The following is a 19620-nucleotide window of genomic DNA, read 5'->3' on the forward strand; positions in this document are numbered from 1 at the left end:
GCAGGGTTTTGCCGGTACTGAACCAGCGACGAGCGGATATAAAACGCGAGGTTATAATCATTGGCGCTGAGCACAAAATAGTAAGAAGGCCGGTACTGGCGCATGAAATCAGCCAAGGTCTCGCCTTTAAGGCCGGTAATGCTACTTACCAATTCAGGGGTAAACCGGTAGTCAATGACCGTTTCCCGGTAATCTTGCTCGATAATCTCCTGAAGCCTGCGTGAGTTTTTACCCTCCCGGCTGATGAGCTTGTATAATGCATCGATGCTCAATCCTGCTCCCGTGGGGCCCACCGAAAAAATCGACCCCGCATCTCCCCGGCTATAGGCCGTGCTATACTCCCGCTTATTCTCCTCCAGCCGCTCCTCGGGACTACGCCGCGCAATGACCGATACTTCATCAAGCCATATTGTGGAACGCTCCATATTAAACAGCACGATCTTTTTATCTTTTACCATCAACGTATCGGGATGATAGCCCTTGGCCGCAGCGATCAGAATGTCGCCGGGTGAGGCCTGGATGGAAAATTCACCACGCGTGTTGTTGTACCCTCCTTCGTCGTTGGCGGTATTGTAAACGTATACCTGAGATATGCGCTGTTTCGTATGCTTATCAAATACAATACCCTCTACGGCGTTTTGCGCCATCGTGAAGCCGGGACTCCATACGCCCAAGAATAATCCGGATAGAAAACGAACCAAACATTTCACTGTCGTAAAACTACAGTTAAGTTTGCAGTTGGCGAAAAATTTAACACCATTTTGCAGATGGTGATAGCTTATTGTGACACTAAGATAAGCTGGCCGACAAACAGCGATTCGGTTTTCAGCCCATTTAGATCCATCAGATCTGTCGTGGACATGCCATATTTACGGGCAATAGCAGCCAGCGTATCGCCTTGCTTGACCTCATGGATATCGATACGTACCGGCGCCTTGGCCTGCGCGACTTGGAGCTCTTCTGGTTTATTTTCGACGATTTCAGTCTGGACTACTTTTTCACGTTCGATTTTGGCGGTGCGGCTTTCGGGCCGGTCGTACTGATGCAGTTCGTAACGTTCGATGAGGTCGATCAGCAGATCAGCATATCGCGGGTTCGTCGCGTAACCAGCGGATTTAAGGCCTTTCGCCCATCCCTTGTAATCGTCCTTATCGAGTTCAAAGAGCGCCGCGTAGCGTTTCCGCAGCAAAAACTGCGAATGGTCTTTGAACGACTCTTCCGCGTGTTCGTATACCCTGAAGCAATCGTTATGCCGATCATCGTCCTTGTAGGTTTTCCCCCCTATCCATTCCGGAGTGCACTTGATGCCGAAGTGATTATTTGCTTCGCGGGCCAGTGTACTGTTGCCGTTTCCGGATTCGAGTAAAGCTTGCGCCAGCTTAATGCTTGCCGGAATACCATACCGCTCCATTTCAGCAATGGCGATATCTTTATATCGCTCAATGTATTCGTAACCGGATGTGCTGGTGTAGGAAGCGGCCGGCTGTGCAGGTTTGGTAGGAGCGTTGCGTGCCGGCTGAGCTGGCCGCGCCGGTACCGGCCGGCTGCTCACGCGCGGGTTCTGAAGCACTTCATGCTTGGATAGGCACGAAGTAAAGAAGACGGCAGCGAGAATGGCGTATAGGTATCCTTTCATTTAGAGGAGCAATTGTTGTCCGATGCGCAACCGCGAGTCGGTCAGCCCATTGTTGCGCTGAATGGTCTGTACCGTTGTGCCATACTTCCGGGCGATGTCATATAAGGTGTCTCCTCGTTTTACCGTGTACCACGCTGCTTCCTCCGGCATTTCAGCTGCAGCAAGTACCATTCCTTCTGGTTTTTTATCCAACTCATGCAGGTTGTATTTCCGGATGATGTTGATGACCTTGGATGACCAAGAGGTACTGTGCGCATACCCGGAACGGGCTATGCCCTGCACCCACTTTTGGTATTCATGAGGCTCATACAAGTCGAACAGCTCCACGGTACGCTTGCGGCGCTTCAGAAAATCGATAAAATCCTGATAGGATTCTTCTACCGACGAATACCCCTTGTAGGCCGAACGGATTTCCTTACTGTCGTTCGGCCCCTTAATACCGAAGTGGTTGTTGAGGTGGCGGGCGACGCGACTGGTACCGTGTGCGCTCTCATGCATCGCTATAGCTAAGATGATGCTCGCCGGGCATCCGTGTTCTTCCATATGCTGGATGGCTGCATCTTTGTATTGTTCGATATAAGCTTGGGGTGATTCTTGGGCTATCGTGTGTATAGCTGACGTTGCGGTCAACCACATGGCAAGGCATAAGGCAATGGTCGTCTTGTTTATTCCTTTCATATCGTATGGTTTTAGCTTCCCTTTACCGCTTACGCAACAGAAACAACCCGTCGCGAATGGGAAGAATCAGTTTATCTACACGTTCATCGGCTGCAAGCCGTTCGTTCAGTGAAACAAATTGCTGGGTTTGGGGATCGCCGGCATCCATCACCACTTTCCCCTTCCAAAGTACGTTGTCAATCAAAATCAAGCCGCCCTTACGGCTTTTTTCGAGTGCAAGCTCATAATACAGGTGATTGTTTTTCTTATCGGCATCGATAAAAACGAAATCAAAAAGGCCTGACAACTCGGGGATAACGGCGGCGGCATCGCCAATGTGGTAATGAATAGCATCGTGCCATTGGGATTGCTCAAAATACCCACGGACACGGGCTTCCAGCTCTGCGTTATGGTCGATGGTGTGGATTTCGCCCCCCGGCGCAAGGCCTTCCGCAAGACACAACGTCGCATAGCCGGTGAACGTGCCCACCTCCAGCACATAACGGGGTGCGACCAGCTTACTCAGCAGCGCGAGGAACCTCCCTTGATAATGGCCCGACAGCATGTGAGGCCTCGTTTCCTTGAGGTAGGTCTCCCGGTTGATGCGCTGCAATAAAGCAGGCTCAGCATCACACGTCCGCTCCAGATAGCTCGTCAATATGTCATCGAACATATCCATCGTAACCGCAAAGTAAGCAAACTTAACACAATTTAACAACGATAACGATGTAACGTTTCGTAAGTTTGGACGTCAGAATCATAACCGATCACCTATATGGATTGCCGTATCATGCTGAAAATCATCGCCGTCACCACCATCTTCACCTATTGCTTTATTTTACCCGCCCATACCCAAACGTATCCATTGAGCGGGCAGGTCAGGGATGAACACGGCCAGCCGGTACCCTTTGCCAGCATTTATAAAGCGAACACCACCACCGGTACATCGGCTAACAGCGAAGGAGTGTTCAAGCTTCAGCTGCCGTCCGGTGAGCACACATTGCTCATTCGGGCCGTTGGTTACCGGCAGGCCGCCCAACAGGTGACGGTACCCCGCGACACACACCTCACTGTTGCCTTGCACACCGAGGCTTACCTGCTGGACGAGGTGGTCATCGGCCATGGAGAAGATCCGGCTTATGCCATTATCCGGCAGGCTATCCGCAACCGCAAGAAGCACTTGAATGAGGCCTCACCTTACACTGCCAAGGTGTATATCAAAGGCGTGCAGCGCCTATTGCAGGCGCCGAAGAAATTCTTGGGGTTTGATGTCGATCAGGTGGCGCGGGAGATGGGGCTTGACTCCAACCGGACCGGCATTGTATACCTCTCAGAATCCGAATCCCGCATCACCGTGCAGCCGCCGGATAAATTCCATGAGGAGATGATCAGCTCCAAATTTTCGGGCAACAACCAAGCGTTCAGCTTCAACCGGGCAGCCGACTTAAAGCTGAACTTTTACGAAAATCATCAGCCCATTATTGAAGGGCTGAGCGCACGGCCATTTGTATCGCCCATCGCTGACAACGCACTGAATTACTACCGCTATCGCCTGTCAGGGACCACGGAAGAAAACGGACTTACGATCAACAAAATACAGGTCATCCCCCGTCGCAAGGCGGAACCGCTCTATGCGGGCGACATTTACATCATAGATGGCTCTTGGCGCATCTATGGGGTCAACCTCCAGCTCACGAAGGAATCGAGCGTCAATATCCTCGATACACTCAGCATCAGGCAGGAATTTATCCCGCTCGAAAACCAGCAATGGCAACCCTCAAGTATCCGCTTCGATTTCGTGGGTGGGTTGCTGGGCTTTCGCGTAGGCGGCTACTTCGCCGCGGTATACAGCGATTACAACCTGCAGCCCACCATCAAAAAGCGCCTTTTCAACGAAGCGTTGCGCATTACGGAGGGTGTCAATAAGCGGGACGCTGACTATTGGGCAGCACACCGCCCCTTACTGCTTACGGAGGAGGAAGAGTTGGATTATGTCCGCAAAGACAGCATACAACGGCGGCGTGAATCAAAGGAATACCTCGACTCGGTGGATAGACGGGCCAACCGGTTTAAACCTATGGGCTTTCTCGCGGGGGGGTATACTTACCGTAATCGTGCAGAACGCTGGCGCCTTTCGTTCGATGGCCTTGCCACGTCGCTGCTCTTCAACAGTGTGGAAGGGTTGGCACTCCATTATGGTGCTCAATATGTCAAGCAGGTAGACACCGTCCGCAACCGCAGCTTCACCCTATACGGCAATGTCCGCTACGGCTTTGCCAACCAGCGCTTCAACGGCTATCTGGGCACGTCGTTTCCGTGGGGGAAAAGCACCTTTGGGCTCTATGGGGGCAGCACCGTGCAGGACCTGAACAACCGCGGCTCGCTGCCGCCACTATTTAACACCATCAGCACCACCTTCTTCGGCCGCAACTACATGAAAGTGTATGAGCGCGCCTTCGGCGGGGCCTCTTGGCAATATACGCTGCCTGCGAATGTGAAGTTGTCCGCTTCGGCGATATGGGAAAACCGCGTTTGGTTGCCCAACAGCACCGACTACACCTTCTGGGAGCGCAATAAACAGTACCTAACCTCAAACAATCCGTTTGTCCCCGCTGAAGACATACCACTATTTGACGAAAACCAGGCGTTTAAGGTCTCGTTGGGTGTCAGCTACGACTTTGGCACGCGGTACGAAACCTATCCGAACAGGCGGGTATACTTGCCATCCAAATGGCCCACGCTATCGCTAAATTACACCAAGGCCATACCAGGGGTTTTCGGGGCCGACGCAGCTTATGACTTGCTGATAGCCCGGTTGTACAAAACACAAATTGCTATGGGGTTGTACGGCCAGCTGTCCGTCGACCTTATCGCCGGCACGTTTTTGAGCAGCAAACAACTGTACTACACGGATTACCGCCATTTCAACGGTACGCGTACGCTCATCAGCGACCAGCAACTGAGTACGTTCCTGCTGCTGGATTATTACCAGCATAGCACAACGGAAAATTTCGCGGAGGCACATGGTGAGTACAATCTGTCTACGTTGTTGACCAGCAAGGTGCCCCTGCTCCGCAAACTCAAGCTACAGGAAATCATCGGGCTGCATTACCTTAACACCAAAGAGGTGTCCCATTATGGCGAAGCGCACGTCGGATTGCAGTGGCAAAACCTGCGGATTATCTATGCCCGTTCTTTCGGTGCCCGACCGGAAATGCGCGGGAAAGACGCGATACGGATTGGGCTTCGGCTGTTTTAAGCCCGCTGCATCGTCAGCCTAACGACGCGGTAATCAGCCGGAGAAATTCGTTACGGGTACGCTCATGCACAAACTCACCCGTGAAGGCAGACGTCGTCGTCACGGAATTCTGCTTCTGCACGCCGCGCATGCACATACACAGGTGCTTGCATTCGACAACCACGGCCACCCCCGCCGGCTGCAAGGTCTTGTGTATACAATCACGAATCTCATTGGTAAGGCGCTCCTGAACCTGTAGACGGCGCGCAAAGATATCCACCACCCGTGGGATTTTGCTTAAGCCAACAATATGGCCATTGGGGATGTATGCTACATGGGCTTTACCGAAGAAGGGCAACATGTGGTGTTCGCACATGGAATAGACTTCAATATCTTTGACGACCACCATTTGGCTATATTCCTCCTCAAACATGGCACTGCGCAATACGGTTGCTGCGTCCAGGTCATAGCCATGGGTAAGGAACTGAAGTGCCTTTGCAACCCGCTCGGGCGTTTTCACCAGTCCAGAACGGGAGGGATCTTCCCCCAATAATTCGAGAATCTCCGCGTAATGCGCTGCAATACGGGCTACCTTTTCGGGATTATAGCGATCGATTTTGACGTATCCGTCAATTTCTTCCTCGTTGAGTGGAAAATTGTTTTCCATATTCGTATGCATTAGTTCGTCAACGGAGCGTTATTCCCCAAAGTATTCAACGGAGTTGTTTTCCGTTTCAACCAACCGCACCGAGTGTAAAATAACGTCATGCGCCTCTACATGCGGCTTCAATTGATTGAATATTTCAATGGCCAACACTTCCGTAGACGCCATTTTACCTTGCATGAAGTCCACATCCATATTGATGTTTCTGTGATCCAGCTTGTCGATCACATAAAACATGATGATGTTTTTCAGCTCCTTCAAATCAATGACAAACCCGGTCTCGGGGTTGACTTCGCCCTTAACCGTTACAAAAAGCTCATAGTTGTGGCCATGCCAATTCGGGTTGGAACATTTGCCAAACACCGCCTCGTTTTGTTCCAACGTCCATTCATCGCGGTATAATTTGTGCGCCGCGTTAAACCGTTCGCGCCGTGTCAGATATATCATAGGCTGCAAAGATACGTTAATTTGGTGATTCGTAAATTTGCTGTTTCTTTTTTTGCTGGATTACTGTTCGTTTTAGACTTATCGCTTACTGCCTGCCACTTGAGACTTACGGCATAAAGCTAATTTCATACCTTTGCCTCGTGGAAACCACGCGCAGACGTTATTTCATCGAAATCGCCTTTGACGGCGGGGCTTATCATGGTTGGCAAATCCAACCCAACGCGTTGACCGTGCAGGAACTGCTGGATAAGGCATTGACCACGCTGCTACGCGAACCCATCGGCACAGTAGGATGTGGCCGTACGGATACCGGCGTACATGCGACACAGCTTTTTGCACATTTCGATGTGGCGCATGAGGCTACCATCGGCGATGCGGATGCATTGCTTTACCGTATCAATGCATTGCTCCCGCATGATATCGCTGCAAAAAGACTTATCGCCGTTGCTCCGGATGCCCATGCACGGTTTGATGCGGTGCAACGGTCTTATGAATACCATACTCATTTTAAAAAGGATCCTTTTCTACGTGGCCGTTCGTGGCAGTTGCGCAGTGTACCTGACGTCGGCGCAATGAACGAAGCTGCAGCAATTTTGCAGCAGTATGAAGATTTCTCGTGCTTCAGTAAGTCCAATACACAGGTGCACACCAATATATGCCGCGTAACGCGGGCAGAATGGCAATGGGTTGATGAACAACGGTTGGTCTTTCATATCTCCGCGAACCGGTTTCTTCGCAATATGGTAAGGGCTATCGTGGGGACCCTGATGGACGTCGGACGGGGCGAACACCCTCCGGAATACATGCACACCGTCATCCGTAGCAAAAGCCGCTCGGTGGCGGGCACCTCTGTCCCGGCGTGCGGTCTGTATCTTACTGAAGTGATGTATCCCTTCCTTTAGGATCTCCTACTCATTTTTTTTGCTAAATTTGAGGATGAAATCATTAACCCTGAGTGTATTACCTACGCTACTGCCCTTCAGCATTGCGTTATTTGCCTTTTTTTTGGGTTGCCGGTCCGGGTCAAACAAAAAAGACACAAGTGCCGCGTATACCACGTATGAGCCTGCAATGGGTACGCTGCGAATATTGAGTGACGTAGAAAACCCCGAAATAACCAGCGTAAAATTGCTTAATGACAAGAAAAAAGACTCATTAGCTGCAGTTGCCCCCCGAAACGGCAAATTTACACTCGTCGTTAACCAATTGCCCATGCATGAGGTTTATTTCTTGGAAATCCACGGCAAATCCACCCGCAGGGGTACTGATGGTTTGGATTGGACAGCGTACATCCCCGTATATTTAGAAAAAAGCGATGCCAAGTTAATGCTCGACCATCGTTTTTTTGATCATCCGGGTTCCATTAGCAAAGCCAAATTTTCGATCCAAGGAGGCAGCAACGAACAGGCGTTATTAAACGATTGGCAGGAAGCGCTGGATGAACAGCAAGCCGAGGCCGAGGGAAAAGCCCTACATTATACGTTCGGCAGTGGCATGGCCGCCCAGAAGCAAGACACAGCCGGTGAGACGGCCGACCAGGAATCAACGATCACGCAACGTTTTATCCAACAAAAAAAGCCTTTAGTAGCATCCTTATTTCTGGCCTATACAACTAATGCACACCGGACGTATGCAATCGCTTATAACGAATTGTATCAGGCGATGCCCGACAGTGCTCGGCGAACCAAATATGGCATTGACCTCATCCAACGTTTAACCCGTATCATGAATCCCATTCAGCAATTAAATCCGGCAACACAGGTGATCGCGGTCGACGAGGGACTGAAACAATTAACATGGCCGGATTTTGATACGTATAAATACCTCCTTCTTTGTTTCTGGAACAGCGCGGATAAGGCTGGACATGCCGCTATCAAACGGATTGATGAACAGGCTTCCGCACTTAAGCAACAAGAAATAGCCCTCATCCATTTGTCGGTCGACAGCCGATTCAGCCAATGGAAAAAATGGAGCCCGCCCTTAGGCCTGCAACACAATTATAAATTGCGAAAAGAGATTCAGCAACCCCTGATAGACTCCTTATACCTTACAGAACTGCCACGTTACGTACTCATCCGCCCCAGTGGGGAGGTCGTTGATGCCGATGTCTCATTGGACGCGCTCAACAGGCTACTTACCTCAACGGAATAAGCACCGGCACGGCGCGCCGTTTGACAAATCATGAACGAAGATACGCCACAAAATCGTACTTTTGTACCTAACCCATGAGCGAACCCCAAATAACTGGCAAAACGTATGATGCGCAACTGCTACGCAGGATGATGCGCTATGTAAGGCCCTATCAGGGCATTTTTATCATATCCGTGTTGCTTACTATCCTCATGGCAGGTATTGCCCCGGCGCTACCGATGCTGGTCGAATATACCCTCGACCGATTCATCCTCCAGCATGATGCCAACGGCCTCCGGCTTATGCTGATGCTCATGCTTGGCCTACTAGTGTTTCAAACAGTCATCCGCTATTACCATACCCTGATGACGAGCACCTTGGGCCAATCGGTTATCCGTGATTTGCGCATTGCGGTATTCAATCACATTACGCGGCTGCGCCTTAAATATTTCGATCATACGCCTATTGGCCGGCTCATCACCCGCACCATATCGGATCTGGAAACCATTGCCAACATCTTTTCCGAGGGGCTTATCCAAATCATCGGCGATATCCTGCAATTGGTCGTTATCCTGGGCGTAATGTTTTACACGGATTGGAGACTCACGCTCGTCGTATTGATTCCGATGCCTTTGATGATTGCTGCAACTTACATTTTCAAGGAAGCAATGAAGTCGGCATTTCAAGATGTAAGAAAATGGGTATCCAACCTGAATACGTTTTTACAAGAACACATTTCGGGTATCAGCATTATCCAATATTTTGCCCGCGAAGACCAGGAAATACGCAAATTCAAGACGGCCAATGCAGAACATCGCAATGCGCATATCCGGGCCAACTGGTATTTTTCAATTTTTTTCCCGGTCATCGAAATCATCATGGCCATCGCATTGGGATTGCTGGTATGGTACGGCTCCAAACAGGTACTGGCAGACGAACTGTCGCCCGGTGTCATTGTCTCATTTATCATGTACATCAACATGATTTTCCGCCCGATACGTGAATTGGTGGACAGGTTCAACACGCTCCAAATGGGCATGGTGAGCGCTGAGCGGATTTTTTCCGTACTGGATACCAACGAGCAAACCCCCAATACGGGCACCAAACAGCCCACCACCATCCGGGGGGAAATTGTCTTTGATAACGTATGGTTTGCGTACGACGAAGAAAAGTGGGTACTTAAGGACATCAGCTTCAAAGTCAACCCCGGCGAAACGCTGGCGTTGGTGGGCGCTACAGGCGCTGGGAAATCTTCTACCATCAATATCCTCAGTCGCTTCTATGAAGTAAACAAAGGCGCTATACGGCTGGATGGTACAGACATCCGTGAGTACGAGCTTAACTACCTGCGCCGTACTATCGCTACCGTACTGCAGGATGTTTTCTTATTTTCGGACTCCGTGGCCAGCAACATCAGCCTCAATGACCCGGCCATCACCCGTGAGCAAATTGTTGAAGCCGCCAAGCAGGTGGGCGCACATGACTTCATCATGCGGTTGCCGGACGGGTACGACTATAAAGTACAGGAACGTGGGGCTACACTGTCCTCCGGGCAGGCCCAGCTTATCTCGTTCATCCGCGCGCTGGTACACGATCCGAAAATATTGGTATTGGACGAAGCTACCTCATCGGTAGATACCGAAACCGAAGGGCTGATTCAACGGGCTATTGACACGCTGATGAAGGGCCGCACGTCCATCATCATTGCCCATAGGCTTTCTACCATACAGAAGGCTGATAAAATCATCGTGCTGGACAAAGGCGAGATGAAAGAAATAGGTTCCCACCAGGAGTTGTTGCGGATCGATGGGTACTACAAGCGGTTGTATGATTTGCAGTTTCATTCGGCAGGTATTTAATAGCACTTGGTCATCGCTTGCAAACGGTCTCGTGTGAAACCGTAACGCCGGCCGTTGACCGCGCGCCTGCATTGAAGCATTGTCGCTAAACGCGTAAAGGGCTGGCCAATGGCCAGCCCTTTACGCGTTTACAGCCGGTCGCTTAATCCAGCCCTCGTTTTTTCATCAAGTGTACCGGATTGGGATCCGACCCGCGGAAATTACGGTATAGCACCGCAGGCTTTTCCGTACCTCCGCGTTCAAGGACGTTTTGGCGGAAAGCATCGGCGGTCTCCTTATCAAAAAGACTCTTTTCTTTGAACGCCGCAAAGGCATCTGCATCCAGCACCTCCGCCCAGATATAGCTGTAATAGCCGGCCGAATAACCGCCACTGAAGATGTGCTGGAAGTACGTGCTCCGGTACCGGGGGATAATCTCGTCAATAAGGCCATACTTGGTCATTGAAGCGTTTTCGAAGGTGGTCGCGTCGTCCGTTATCTCCGCCGTCTGCGTATGATAATCCATATCGAGCAATGATGCTGCCAAATACTCCACCGTGGCAAAGCCTTGGTCAAACGTGCCTGCCCGTTCCAACTTGGCAATCAGTTCGTCGGGGATCGGCTCTCCGGTTTCAAAATGATGCGCATACAGCTTCAATACCGCGGGATCCGCCGCCCAGTTTTCCATAATCTGAGACGGCAGCTCCACAAAGTCGCGCGACACCGACGTACCTGACAGGCGTTCATAAGTCACATTTGACAAGAGACCATGCAGGGCGTGCCCAAACTCATGAAACAAGGTACTAGCCTCGTCAAACGTCAATAGGGCCGGCTTGTCGCCAACCGGCTTGGTAAAGTTACATACGATGGAGATGATCGGCGCTACACGCTTGCCATCCTCCATCTTTTGCCTACGGTAGGAAGTCATCCATGCGCCTACGCGTTTGGATTGACGCGGGAAAAAATCTGCATAGAGAACACCTAAGTGACTACCGTCGGCGTCAAACACTTCATAAACCTCCACCTCGGGGTGGTACACCGGCACATCATCCAGCGCTTTGAATGTAAGCCCGTACAAGCGGTTAGCTACGTCGAAAGCGCCTTCGCGGACATGCTTCAGACTGAAATACGGTTTGATTTCATCTTCATTCAGCGCGTAGCGCTTCTGGCGGATTTTTTCGGTGTAATAGCGCCAGTCATAAGGCGCTGGGGCAAAGGATTGCCCCGTCGCAGCGATTTCCTGCTTGATGTCTGCCGCCTCGACCTTGGCCTTGGCTAGCGCCGGACGCCAAAGATCATTGAGCAATTTGTATACATTGTCAGGATTTTCGGCCATAGCCTCTTCCAACACGTAATGGGCGTGGGTTGGATATCCCAAAAGGTTAGCCCGTTGTAAGCGAAGATTGGCGATTTTAACCAGAATTTCCTTATTGTCGTGCGCATTGCCATTATCACCCCGGCTTTTGTAAGCCTCCCAAATGTGCTTGCGCAGGTCGCGATTATCGGCATATTGCAAAAATGGCATCACACTGGGGTTGGAAAGCGTAAAGACCCATTTGCCGTCCTTGCCACGTTCCTTTGCCGTTTCGGCAGCCGCAGCAATCAGTCCTTCCGGAAGCCCGGCCAGGTCGCGTTCATTTTCGATGACCAGTTCGTAAGCATTGGTCTCGGCCAGTAAATTTTGATTGAATTGGACGGTCAGCACCGCAAGCTCTTCATTGATTTTACGGAGCTTGTCCTTGTCTTCGCCCTGCAAATTGGCACCACCGCGGACGAAACTTTTGTAATTGTCTTCCAGCAACCGGAGCTGCTCGGGATTCAGGTCCAAGTCTGCCCTGTTGTCCCAAAGGGTTTTGACCCGGGCAAACAGCCGCTCATTCAACCGGATATTATCCTGATGCGCGGAAAGCACCGGAGCCATCTCTTTCACAATAGCTTGGATGGAATCATTGGTATTGGCCGAATTCAGGTTGCCCAGTACGGTATTCACGTTGCTTAGCAACTGACCGGCGTCTTCAAGCGCAAGGATGGTATTTTCAAAAGTGGGATCTTCTGCATTGTTGACAATCGCGTCGATTTCGGCCTCGTGCTGCTCCATTCCAGCTTCAAGTGCCGGCTTGAAATGTTCGTTTTTGATCTTATCAAACGGCGGCACACCGAACGGCGTATCATAAGCGGTTAGAAAAGGGTTTTCAGTAGTTGTCTTGGTTTCTCCACACGATACGATAAATGCGGTTGAAATCATCAGTAATGGTATAATTTGCTTGCTATTCATGCTTGCTTAATCTATTTTTGGCCAAAGGTACGGATGTTTTTGAAAACGGGGCACAAAAGCAAAAATAACAACCGGAACGTTACAGGTAGGCTGCTTGTTAGTCCCGTCGTCGCGATAGTTCGATACCAATATCGCTATCGACAGGGGATTGACAAAGGCCTCACCTTTGTCAATCCCTGCCAACTTTTGGTTTTATGTTTATAAAACATACCCCAATTGCGACGATGGCACGAAGCAAGTATGATCCAGAACCGGAGCTGTTATGGCTTTACCAGCTCCAACTGCGCCAGCTCGGCCGTGATGGTAGCCACTTCTTCTGCGCTCAAGCTGGTGGCTGTCGTCTTGGCATTTTGGATGGCCTGTTCGGTATTCCGCGCCCCCACCAGCGCAATGGTAATGCCGGGCTGCTCCAACGTCCACAGCAAAACCAACTGGCCCAAAGAGATGCCCTTGCTATCGGCTATGGGTTTGATGCGACCCAGAAAAGCGTTTGTCCGCCGGATATTCTCATCGGTAAAGAAATAGAGTCCAGCACGGTGATCGCCCTCACCGAAGGCATGCCCGGGCTGTAGCTTTCCGGTAAGCAGCCCACGTTCCATGGGGCTATAGGCCAAGATGGATTTTCCATGCTCCAGGCAGTAAGGTACCACTTCAGCTTCGATACCGCGTTTGACCATGCTATAGGGTACCTGGTTGGATACTACGTCTACGTACCTGTTGGCTTCTTCCAACTGGGCCGCGCTGTAATTGCATACCCCGGCATACCGCACCTTACCCTGCTGAATAAGCTGGGCAACCGCTTCCATAGATTCCTGAATGGGAGTGGTACTATCAGGCCAATGAATTTGATAAAGGTCGATGTAATCGGTGCCCAAACGGCGCAGGCTATCTTCGCATTCCTTGATGATGCTCTCCTTACCGGCGTATTTGTAGATGTCTATCTCCTTACCTGTATTATCCTTGCTATGAAAACCGAAATCACCTTTGGCCAAATCCCAACGCATCCCGTATTTGGTAAGGATGTATACCTTGTCCCGGGCGATGCCTTTGATGGCTTCTCCCACAATCTCTTCGCTGGTACCTTGGCCGTAAATGGGCGCGGTATCAATCGTATTCACCCCCCAATCGTACGACGCCCTGATAGCTTCTACGGCATCCTTCCGTTCGGATCCTCCCCACATCCACCCTCCGGCAGCCCAAGCACCGAAGGTGATTACAGACAGGTCTAATTCTGTTCCGGCTAATTTTCTGTATTGCATAACGATTAATTTTTAACTGTAAAACTTGTATCTTAGCGCATCATAAGCAGCCTTTCGGCATTTGCAAAATAACGCATATGCTTAAGCAATGGCAATAACTTCTGAAATAATGAGTTATTGATAAATGCACCGACAAACAACTATACCATGCGAAAATTGACATCCACGAACTACTACAATCAGCTTTATCTCGAAGACAAGTGCACGTTGAATGAACTCATCCACCTGCTTAGTAAGCGTTGGCTTACCGATGTGCTGTTTAGCATCGAAGAAGGAAACACCCGGTTTTCGAGCGTAAAAGAAGATTTGAAATATATCAGCGACAATATCTTAGCCGACCGGCTCAAACTGCTGGAGCACTACGGTCTTATCAAGCGCCACGAGGATACGGATAGTGTGCCCGTACGGGTGGAATATGCGCTTACCGACACGGGCGACCAGCTTAGCGAACTGTTGGATCACTTATGCAAATTTGCGGAAAATCGCATGGTTTTCCCGGATTAATCACCTCATTCCAACGTAGCCCTCACCTGCCTCACTTCATCAACCGAAACAGTATCAGCATGGTTGCCAAAGCTATTGCGGATATAAGAAAGGACATTGGCCACATCTTCATCGCTTAAGAAGCTGTGTGCCGGCATGGCATTGCTATAGACCATGCCGTTCACTTCGAGCCCTTCGTTAGATCCGTTGAGCACAATCCGGATAAGCCGCTCTTTATCACCCGTCACGTAATCGGTTTTAGCCAATGGTGGATTGAGGTTTGGCACACCATCGCCATTGGTCTGGTGGCAGGTGGCACAATACTGGTCGTACACTACTTGCCCTGCTCGCATGCCTGCCGTCCGTTCCGAAAGGGCACTTGCGCTTTTTCCTTGGAGGGCCGCCTCCTGTCCATTAGCTGTTTCCGGCTGCGTTTGTCCCTCCGTTTGATGGCCGCCACAGGCCACCAGTAACAAAAACAGGATCGCAACGCCGATTTGACTGTATTTCCGACTATTTCGCTCCTGCATAGACAATCCGGTAGATGGTACCGCCCACGTCATCGGATACATATAATGAGCCATCTGGTCCCTGTGCCAGTCCGCAGGGCCTGTGCCGGGCATCACCCGGAGCGGCTATCGTATCTATGCCGGCAAACCCATCGGCAAACACCTCCCAATCGCCGCTGGGCTGGCCATTTTCAAAAGGTACGAACGCAACCATAAACCCTTGTTGATCGGGTGCACGGTTCCAGGAGCCGTGGAAGGCCACGAACGCCCCGTTTTTATACCTGGCCGGAAACATATCTCCGGTATAGAACAACAATGCGTTGGGCGCAATGTGACCGGGAAACGCCACCACAGGATCCAGGGCGTCCGCCCCGCCTTCCTGCTTGCCATCGCCGCCGTACTCGGGGTTGACGATCTTTTTCTTTTGGTGATGGTCATAATAAATATACGGCCAACCTGCATCCGCCCCTTCACTTAATCGGTACATGGCTTCGGAAGGCAAGTCAATTCCCACACCTTCTGCGTAGAGTTCGGGGTAGAAATCATGCAGGTTGTCACGGCCATGCTGCATGACAAATAGCGCACCGGCCTCTTGGTTCCAGTCAAGCCCCACGACGTTGCGCAGCCCCGTGGCATAACGTTGGCCATCACCGTAGGTCTGCCGGATGCCATCGGTCTTGAACCGCCAGATGCCGCCGGCCGAATCCAGGATGGGGCATGGCTGCATGCCCGGCGAGCCCGGCGTGCGATCCTTTTCCTGACATACGTTGGAATACGCGCCGATATTGACATAGATATTTCCAGCTCCATCCAAGGCTATGGACTTGGAATTGTGCTGGCGGCGGTCGATCAAGCCGGTAATGATAGTGTCCGGCGCTTCGGGGTTAGTTACACGTTGATTTTCGTCCAACGCATAGCGGAACACTTCGCTGTTGGATGAAGCATAGAGAAAATTGTCTTTGATGAAAATACCCGTTCCGCCATAATCACCAAATCCGGTTTGCTCATCGGCCCGGCCATCACCGTCTGTGTCCGTTAGCACGATAATCCCTTTCCCGTCTACCGCACGTTGCAGCTTGACGAAGACATCACCTTTCGAATTGACCGCAATGTGCCGCGCTGCGCCGACGCTGTCTGCGACTTTCAAAGCGCCAAAGCCTTCAGGAAGTGCCAGGCCGACGTTGTCTGCATCAGCCGAAATCCGGTGACCGCCCTCACTGCACGAGACGAAAACACATGCCGTGATACAAGCGAGAAACCAGTTGCTTTTTAATTGATTTGCCATATCTTAATTCAGTTAATTTCATGTAAAGACCTCGGATACATGGGTTTATTGTATGCAAAAATGACTCTTTTGCATAGCATTTTCAACGACTCCTTAAATAATGAGTAGCAAAAGTAACTAAACATTGCAGGATTGTTACGTAATATCAGCCGCAAATGCACGTATTTAGTATAATCAATTATTTGCTATAAATTCGAACCATGAGCATAAAAACACGATTCATCATTGCCGCATTGGCCTTATTTTCCTACACCGCTGCAGCAGCGGACCGCGATTTCTATCAATTAAAAATCTACCACCTGAAAACGTCGCAACAGGTGGCGCAGTTGGATAACTTCCTTGAAACGGCTTACCTTCCTGCGCTGCATCGGGCAGGCATAACCAACGTGGGTGTATTCAAGCCCATCGCTGATGCAGCGGCCGCAAATGAATGGTTGACTTATGTATTTATTCCTTTCACGTCATACGATCAGTTTGCATCACTGGAAGCCACGTTACAAAATGATCCGGCATATCAGGAAGCCGGAAAGGACTACTTGCATGCACCATACAACAATCTGCCCTACGACCGAATCGAGACGATCCTTATGGACGCCTTTGAGGGTAGTCCTCGCTTTGAGGTCCCCAACCTAACTTCACCCAGGGCCGAACGTGTGTATGAACTAAGAAGTTATGAGAGCGCTACCGAGGCGTATTACCGCAATAAGGTGGATATGTTTAACAAAGGCGATGAAATCGGACTATTCAAACGTTTGGGATTCAATGCCGTTTTCTATGGTGAAGTCATTGCGGGAAGCCGAATGCCCAATTTGATGTACCTCACCACGTTTGAAAATAAACAGTCGCGGGATGAACATTGGGAAGCGTTTAGCAAGGATGCATACTGGAAAGAACTATCCGCGAAACCGGAATACCAGCACAACGTATCCCGCAACCAACAAATCTTTTTATACCCGACAGACTATTCCGACTTTTAAGTGAGGCTGTAACCATTCATCCCACCAATCCTACCACTCGTCGGAGATTCCTTTAACGAGTTATCTGCGGTGTTCATCTTTGCGGCATGAAAAGCGTGAACACCGTCCTTTACTTCTTGCTTGCGCTGCTGGTGAGTGCCGGACACCCTTGCTGGGCACAATGCCGCATAACGGGTACCGTCACGGATACGCGCGGGCTGCCAATCGGCATGGCCAGCATATGGATCAAAGGGAGCTTTGACGGCACCTCATCCGATAGCAGCGGTTATTTCGCGTTTGAGACGGCACTCACGGGCGAGCAGTGGCTGCGTTTCTCCGCACTGGGCCACGGCAGTGACAGTACGGCCATCATGCTGGCCGGCGATTCAATGATATTGGAACTCCGGTTAACTGCTCAGACCGCTGAGCTGGACGTCGTGACCATCACCGTAGGTACCTTCCAATCGGGCGTCAATACTAAAGGTATCTCGCTCAGTGCACTTGATGTGGCCACCACCGCCGGAGCCTCCGCCGATATCTTCGCAGCCTACCAAACGCTGCCTGGTTCACAAACGGCTTTTGCCGAGGGCGGCTTGTTTGTACGCGGCGGGTCGGCGGCTGAGACGAAGTCTTTTTTTGACGGGCTCATTATTAAAAATCCCCTGAATGCACAGGCCCCTAACCTGGCCGGCCGCAGCCGGCTCGACCCGTTTATGTTTAAGCAAACGGCGTTTTCGTCAGGTGGGTACTCCGCACAGTACGGGCAGGCACTCAGCTCGGCCTTGGTGCTCGAAAGCAAGGACTTGCCTGCTAAAACCACTTCCGCTGTATCATTGATGTCGGTAGGCATTGGATTGGGCCATACCCATCGGTTTAAAACGAGCGCACTGCAGATTGATGGTTTCTACTACAACCTTGCCCCTGCATTTTCATTGATCAATCAACAGGTAAATTGGCAGCGCGAACCGGAACAATACGAAGGCCGGCTGCAGTACAAAGCGCAGGTGGGCGAGCGCGGCCTATTCAAATGGTACAGCGACCACAGCCGCTCACGTATGGCGCTCCTTGATGCAGACATGGACAACCCGGGGCAACCGTTCTTTTTCAGCAACCACAACCGAAACACCCTCATCAACACCAGCTATCAGGATTACCTGAATGACCGCTGGAAAATTCATACGGGTGCTTCCCTGAATATCACCGGCGATGATGGGCAGCAAAATACCGATGGTTACGCCCGTACGGACAGTTATCTCCAGTGGCGGGGCAGTGCTACCCATTTTTTCGGCACGTACTCAAGGTTTGTCGTCGGCGGCGAAGTGGCTCACGGGCGGTTCGGCGAATCGTGGAACGACCTGCGCCGGCAGTATGCGCACCTTTTGGGTGCATTGTTTGCCGAGGCCGACTGGTTCTTCGGCCGAAGATGGGTATTGCGCACGGGCATCCGCACCGAGTATTCAGACTACATCCGGCAGTTCAACGTGGCGCCGCGACTGGCACTGAGCCACAAAATCAGCCGTACGCTACAGGCATCACTGGCCTACGGCCGGTTTTACCAGAATCCGGAAGACCGCTACTGGGTGGCACAGCAGGACATCGGTTTTGAACAGGCGGCCCATTATCTGGCAAACATCGAATACCTCAACAACCACTACACCTTCCGGATAGAGGCTTATTATAAAGACTATGGCCAGCTGGTGAAAAAAACGGCCGAGGGCTTCAACAACAATGGCTATGGCTACGCCAAAGGGATCGATATTTTCTGGCGCGACCGCAAGAGCATCCGCGATGGCGACTACTGGATCTCGTACTCGTACCTCGACACCAAACGCGATTTCGCAGACTATCCCGCTGCTGCTACTCCGCCCTTTGCCGCTGCACATTCGCTTAACGCGGTATACAAGCACTTCATTACGGCTATCAATTCGCAAGTCGGCGCAACGTATACCTACGCCTCCGGCCGCACCTATGTCAATCCCAACAATCCGGTTTATCTGGCTGACCGGACCAAAGACTTCCATAACCTCAGCGTCAACGTGAGTTACCTCACGCATATCCTGCGGCAGTTTACGGTGCTTTATTTTTCGGCGGGCAACCTGTTGGGCATCGACAACATCTATGGCTACCGCTATAGTAAAGACGGCATACACCGGCGGGCTATCCGCCCTGGTGCCCGTCGTGATCTCTTCGTCGGCATCTTGCTGACCATTGGCGACAATACATTTATTCGTTAACTATAAAAT

General features: G+C 51.0%; 17 protein-coding genes. 7 read left to right on the forward strand and 10 right to left on the reverse strand.

Annotation, left to right across the window (positions count from 1 at the left end; genetic code table 11):
- From B5X72_RS18680 to B5X72_RS18695, 4 genes are all read right to left on the reverse strand, one after another.
- Window positions 1-710, reverse strand: a 710-nt coding sequence (locus B5X72_RS18680; RefSeq protein WP_079718522.1) for a peptidase associated/transthyretin-like domain-containing protein, incomplete at its 3' end; no start/stop codon positions are given.
- 68 nt (window positions 711-778) lie between these two features.
- Window positions 779-1636 (reverse strand): glucosaminidase domain-containing protein, encoded by an 858-nt coding sequence (locus B5X72_RS18685; protein WP_079717486.1) that lies wholly within the window; start codon window positions 1634-1636, stop codon window positions 779-781.
- Entirely contained in the window at window positions 1637-2314 is a 678-nt protein-coding gene (locus B5X72_RS18690) for a glucosaminidase domain and LysM peptidoglycan-binding domain-containing protein (RefSeq protein ID WP_079717487.1), read from the reverse strand. It lies immediately after the preceding gene.
- A 22-nt stretch (window positions 2315-2336) separates the two neighbouring features.
- On the reverse strand, window positions 2337-2972 hold the full coding sequence (locus B5X72_RS18695) for an O-methyltransferase (RefSeq protein ID WP_079717488.1): 636 nt from the start codon (window positions 2970-2972) through the stop codon (window positions 2337-2339).
- A gap of 96 nt (window positions 2973-3068) precedes the next feature.
- Between B5X72_RS18695 and B5X72_RS18700 the strand changes: the two genes are divergently transcribed.
- Complete coding sequence (locus B5X72_RS18700) at window positions 3069-5552, forward strand: DUF5686 and carboxypeptidase regulatory-like domain-containing protein (protein WP_079718456.1); 2484 nt, start codon at window positions 3069-3071, stop codon at window positions 5550-5552.
- Window positions 5553-5565: 13 nt separating this feature from the next.
- Here the strand turns inward: B5X72_RS18700 and folE are convergent, their stop codons facing one another.
- Both folE and B5X72_RS18710 read right to left on the reverse strand, forming a co-directional pair.
- On the reverse strand, window positions 5566-6198 hold the full coding sequence (gene folE, locus B5X72_RS18705) for a GTP cyclohydrolase I FolE (RefSeq protein WP_079718523.1): 633 nt from the start codon (window positions 6196-6198) through the stop codon (window positions 5566-5568).
- A gap of 30 nt (window positions 6199-6228) precedes the next feature.
- Window positions 6229-6642, reverse strand: coding sequence for a 6-pyruvoyl trahydropterin synthase family protein (locus B5X72_RS18710; protein WP_079718457.1), 414 nt, complete (start codon window positions 6640-6642; stop codon window positions 6229-6231).
- Window positions 6643-6782: 140 nt separating this feature from the next.
- Between B5X72_RS18710 and truA the strand changes: the two genes are divergently transcribed.
- The 3 genes from truA to B5X72_RS18730 all read left to right on the forward strand — a co-directional run bounded on the left by truA (window position 6783) and on the right by B5X72_RS18730 (window position 10631).
- A complete protein-coding gene (gene truA / locus B5X72_RS18715; RefSeq protein WP_079718458.1) occupies window positions 6783-7544 on the forward strand; it encodes a tRNA pseudouridine(38-40) synthase TruA in 762 nt (253 codons plus the stop codon).
- Between the two features lie 34 nt (window positions 7545-7578).
- Window positions 7579-8793 (forward strand): thioredoxin domain-containing protein, encoded by a 1215-nt coding sequence (locus B5X72_RS18725; protein ID WP_139378783.1) that lies wholly within the window; start codon window positions 7579-7581, stop codon window positions 8791-8793.
- Between the two features lie 74 nt (window positions 8794-8867).
- Window positions 8868-10631, forward strand: coding sequence for an ABC transporter ATP-binding protein (locus B5X72_RS18730; RefSeq protein WP_079718461.1), 1764 nt, complete (start codon window positions 8868-8870; stop codon window positions 10629-10631).
- Between the two features lie 142 nt (window positions 10632-10773).
- Here the strand turns inward: B5X72_RS18730 and B5X72_RS18735 are convergent, their stop codons facing one another.
- The gene (locus B5X72_RS18735; protein WP_079718462.1) at window positions 10774-12885 is read right to left on the reverse strand and encodes a M3 family metallopeptidase; all 2112 of its coding nucleotides are present in this window, start codon (window positions 12883-12885) and stop codon (window positions 10774-10776) included.
- A gap of 260 nt (window positions 12886-13145) precedes the next feature.
- Entirely contained in the window at window positions 13146-14144 is a 999-nt protein-coding gene (locus tag B5X72_RS18740) for an aldo/keto reductase (protein WP_079718463.1), read from the reverse strand.
- A gap of 147 nt (window positions 14145-14291) precedes the next feature.
- Between B5X72_RS18740 and B5X72_RS18745 the strand changes: the two genes are divergently transcribed.
- Window positions 14292-14648: a winged helix-turn-helix transcriptional regulator gene (locus B5X72_RS18745; RefSeq protein ID WP_079718464.1), complete on the forward strand. Its 357-nt coding sequence runs from the start codon at window positions 14292-14294 to the stop codon at window positions 14646-14648.
- 5 nt (window positions 14649-14653) lie between these two features.
- Here the strand turns inward: B5X72_RS18745 and B5X72_RS18750 are convergent, their stop codons facing one another.
- Together B5X72_RS18750 and B5X72_RS18755 are read right to left on the reverse strand one after the other, a co-directional pair.
- Complete coding sequence (locus B5X72_RS18750) at window positions 14654-15190, reverse strand: c-type cytochrome (RefSeq protein WP_217698166.1); 537 nt, start codon at window positions 15188-15190, stop codon at window positions 14654-14656.
- Window positions 15141-16421 carry a PQQ-dependent sugar dehydrogenase gene (locus B5X72_RS18755; protein WP_079718466.1) on the reverse strand — a complete coding sequence of 427 codons (1281 nt, stop codon included), beginning with the start codon at window positions 16419-16421 and terminating at the stop codon, window positions 15141-15143. Before B5X72_RS18755 ends, B5X72_RS18750 begins: the two co-directional genes overlap by 50 nt.
- Before the next feature lie 200 nt (window positions 16422-16621).
- Between B5X72_RS18755 and B5X72_RS18760 the strand changes: the two genes are divergently transcribed.
- Both B5X72_RS18760 and B5X72_RS18765 read left to right on the forward strand, forming a co-directional pair.
- Window positions 16622-17398, forward strand: a complete 777-nt coding sequence (locus B5X72_RS18760; RefSeq protein WP_079718467.1) for an NIPSNAP family protein — start codon at window positions 16622-16624, stop codon at window positions 17396-17398.
- Between the two features lie 86 nt (window positions 17399-17484).
- On the forward strand, window positions 17485-19611 hold the full coding sequence (locus B5X72_RS18765) for a TonB-dependent receptor (RefSeq protein ID WP_079718468.1): 2127 nt from the start codon (window positions 17485-17487) through the stop codon (window positions 19609-19611).
- Window positions 19612-19620 lie beyond the last annotated feature (9 nt).

Origin of the sequence: Parapedobacter luteus, from assembly GCF_900168055.1 — a bacterium.
GTDB lineage: Bacteria > Bacteroidota > Bacteroidia > Sphingobacteriales > Sphingobacteriaceae > Parapedobacter > Parapedobacter luteus.

What these genes read in the sequence shown, in the direction of transcription:
- B5X72_RS18685 (WP_079717486.1), bottom strand. Translation starts at nt 1,636, where the DNA reads ATGAAAGGATACCTATACGCCATTCTCGCTGCCGTCTTCTTTACTTCG.
- B5X72_RS18690 (WP_079717487.1), bottom strand. Translation starts at nt 2,314, where the DNA reads ATGAAAGGAATAAACAAGACGACCATTGCCTTATGCCTTGCCATGTGG.
- B5X72_RS18695 (WP_079717488.1), bottom strand. Translation starts at nt 2,972, where the DNA reads ATGGATATGTTCGATGACATATTGACGAGCTATCTGGAGCGGACGTGT.
- B5X72_RS18700 (WP_079718456.1), top strand. Translation starts at nt 3,069, where the DNA reads ATGGATTGCCGTATCATGCTGAAAATCATCGCCGTCACCACCATCTTC.
- folE (WP_079718523.1), bottom strand. Translation starts at nt 6,198, where the DNA reads ATGGAAAACAATTTTCCACTCAACGAGGAAGAAATTGACGGATACGTC.
- B5X72_RS18710 (WP_079718457.1), bottom strand. Translation starts at nt 6,642, where the DNA reads ATGATATATCTGACACGGCGCGAACGGTTTAACGCGGCGCACAAATTA.
- B5X72_RS18725 (WP_139378783.1), top strand. Translation starts at nt 7,579, where the DNA reads ATGAAATCATTAACCCTGAGTGTATTACCTACGCTACTGCCCTTCAGC.
- B5X72_RS18730 (WP_079718461.1), top strand. Translation starts at nt 8,868, where the DNA reads ATGAGCGAACCCCAAATAACTGGCAAAACGTATGATGCGCAACTGCTA.
- B5X72_RS18735 (WP_079718462.1), bottom strand. Translation starts at nt 12,885, where the DNA reads ATGAATAGCAAGCAAATTATACCATTACTGATGATTTCAACCGCATTT.
- B5X72_RS18740 (WP_079718463.1), bottom strand. Translation starts at nt 14,144, where the DNA reads ATGCAATACAGAAAATTAGCCGGAACAGAATTAGACCTGTCTGTAATC.
- B5X72_RS18745 (WP_079718464.1), top strand. Translation starts at nt 14,292, where the DNA reads ATGCGAAAATTGACATCCACGAACTACTACAATCAGCTTTATCTCGAA.
- B5X72_RS18750 (WP_217698166.1), bottom strand. Translation starts at nt 15,190, where the DNA reads ATGACGTGGGCGGTACCATCTACCGGATTGTCTATGCAGGAGCGAAAT.
- B5X72_RS18755 (WP_079718466.1), bottom strand. Translation starts at nt 16,421, where the DNA reads ATGGCAAATCAATTAAAAAGCAACTGGTTTCTCGCTTGTATCACGGCA.
- B5X72_RS18760 (WP_079718467.1), top strand. Translation starts at nt 16,622, where the DNA reads ATGAGCATAAAAACACGATTCATCATTGCCGCATTGGCCTTATTTTCC.
- B5X72_RS18765 (WP_079718468.1), top strand. Translation starts at nt 17,485, where the DNA reads ATGAAAAGCGTGAACACCGTCCTTTACTTCTTGCTTGCGCTGCTGGTG.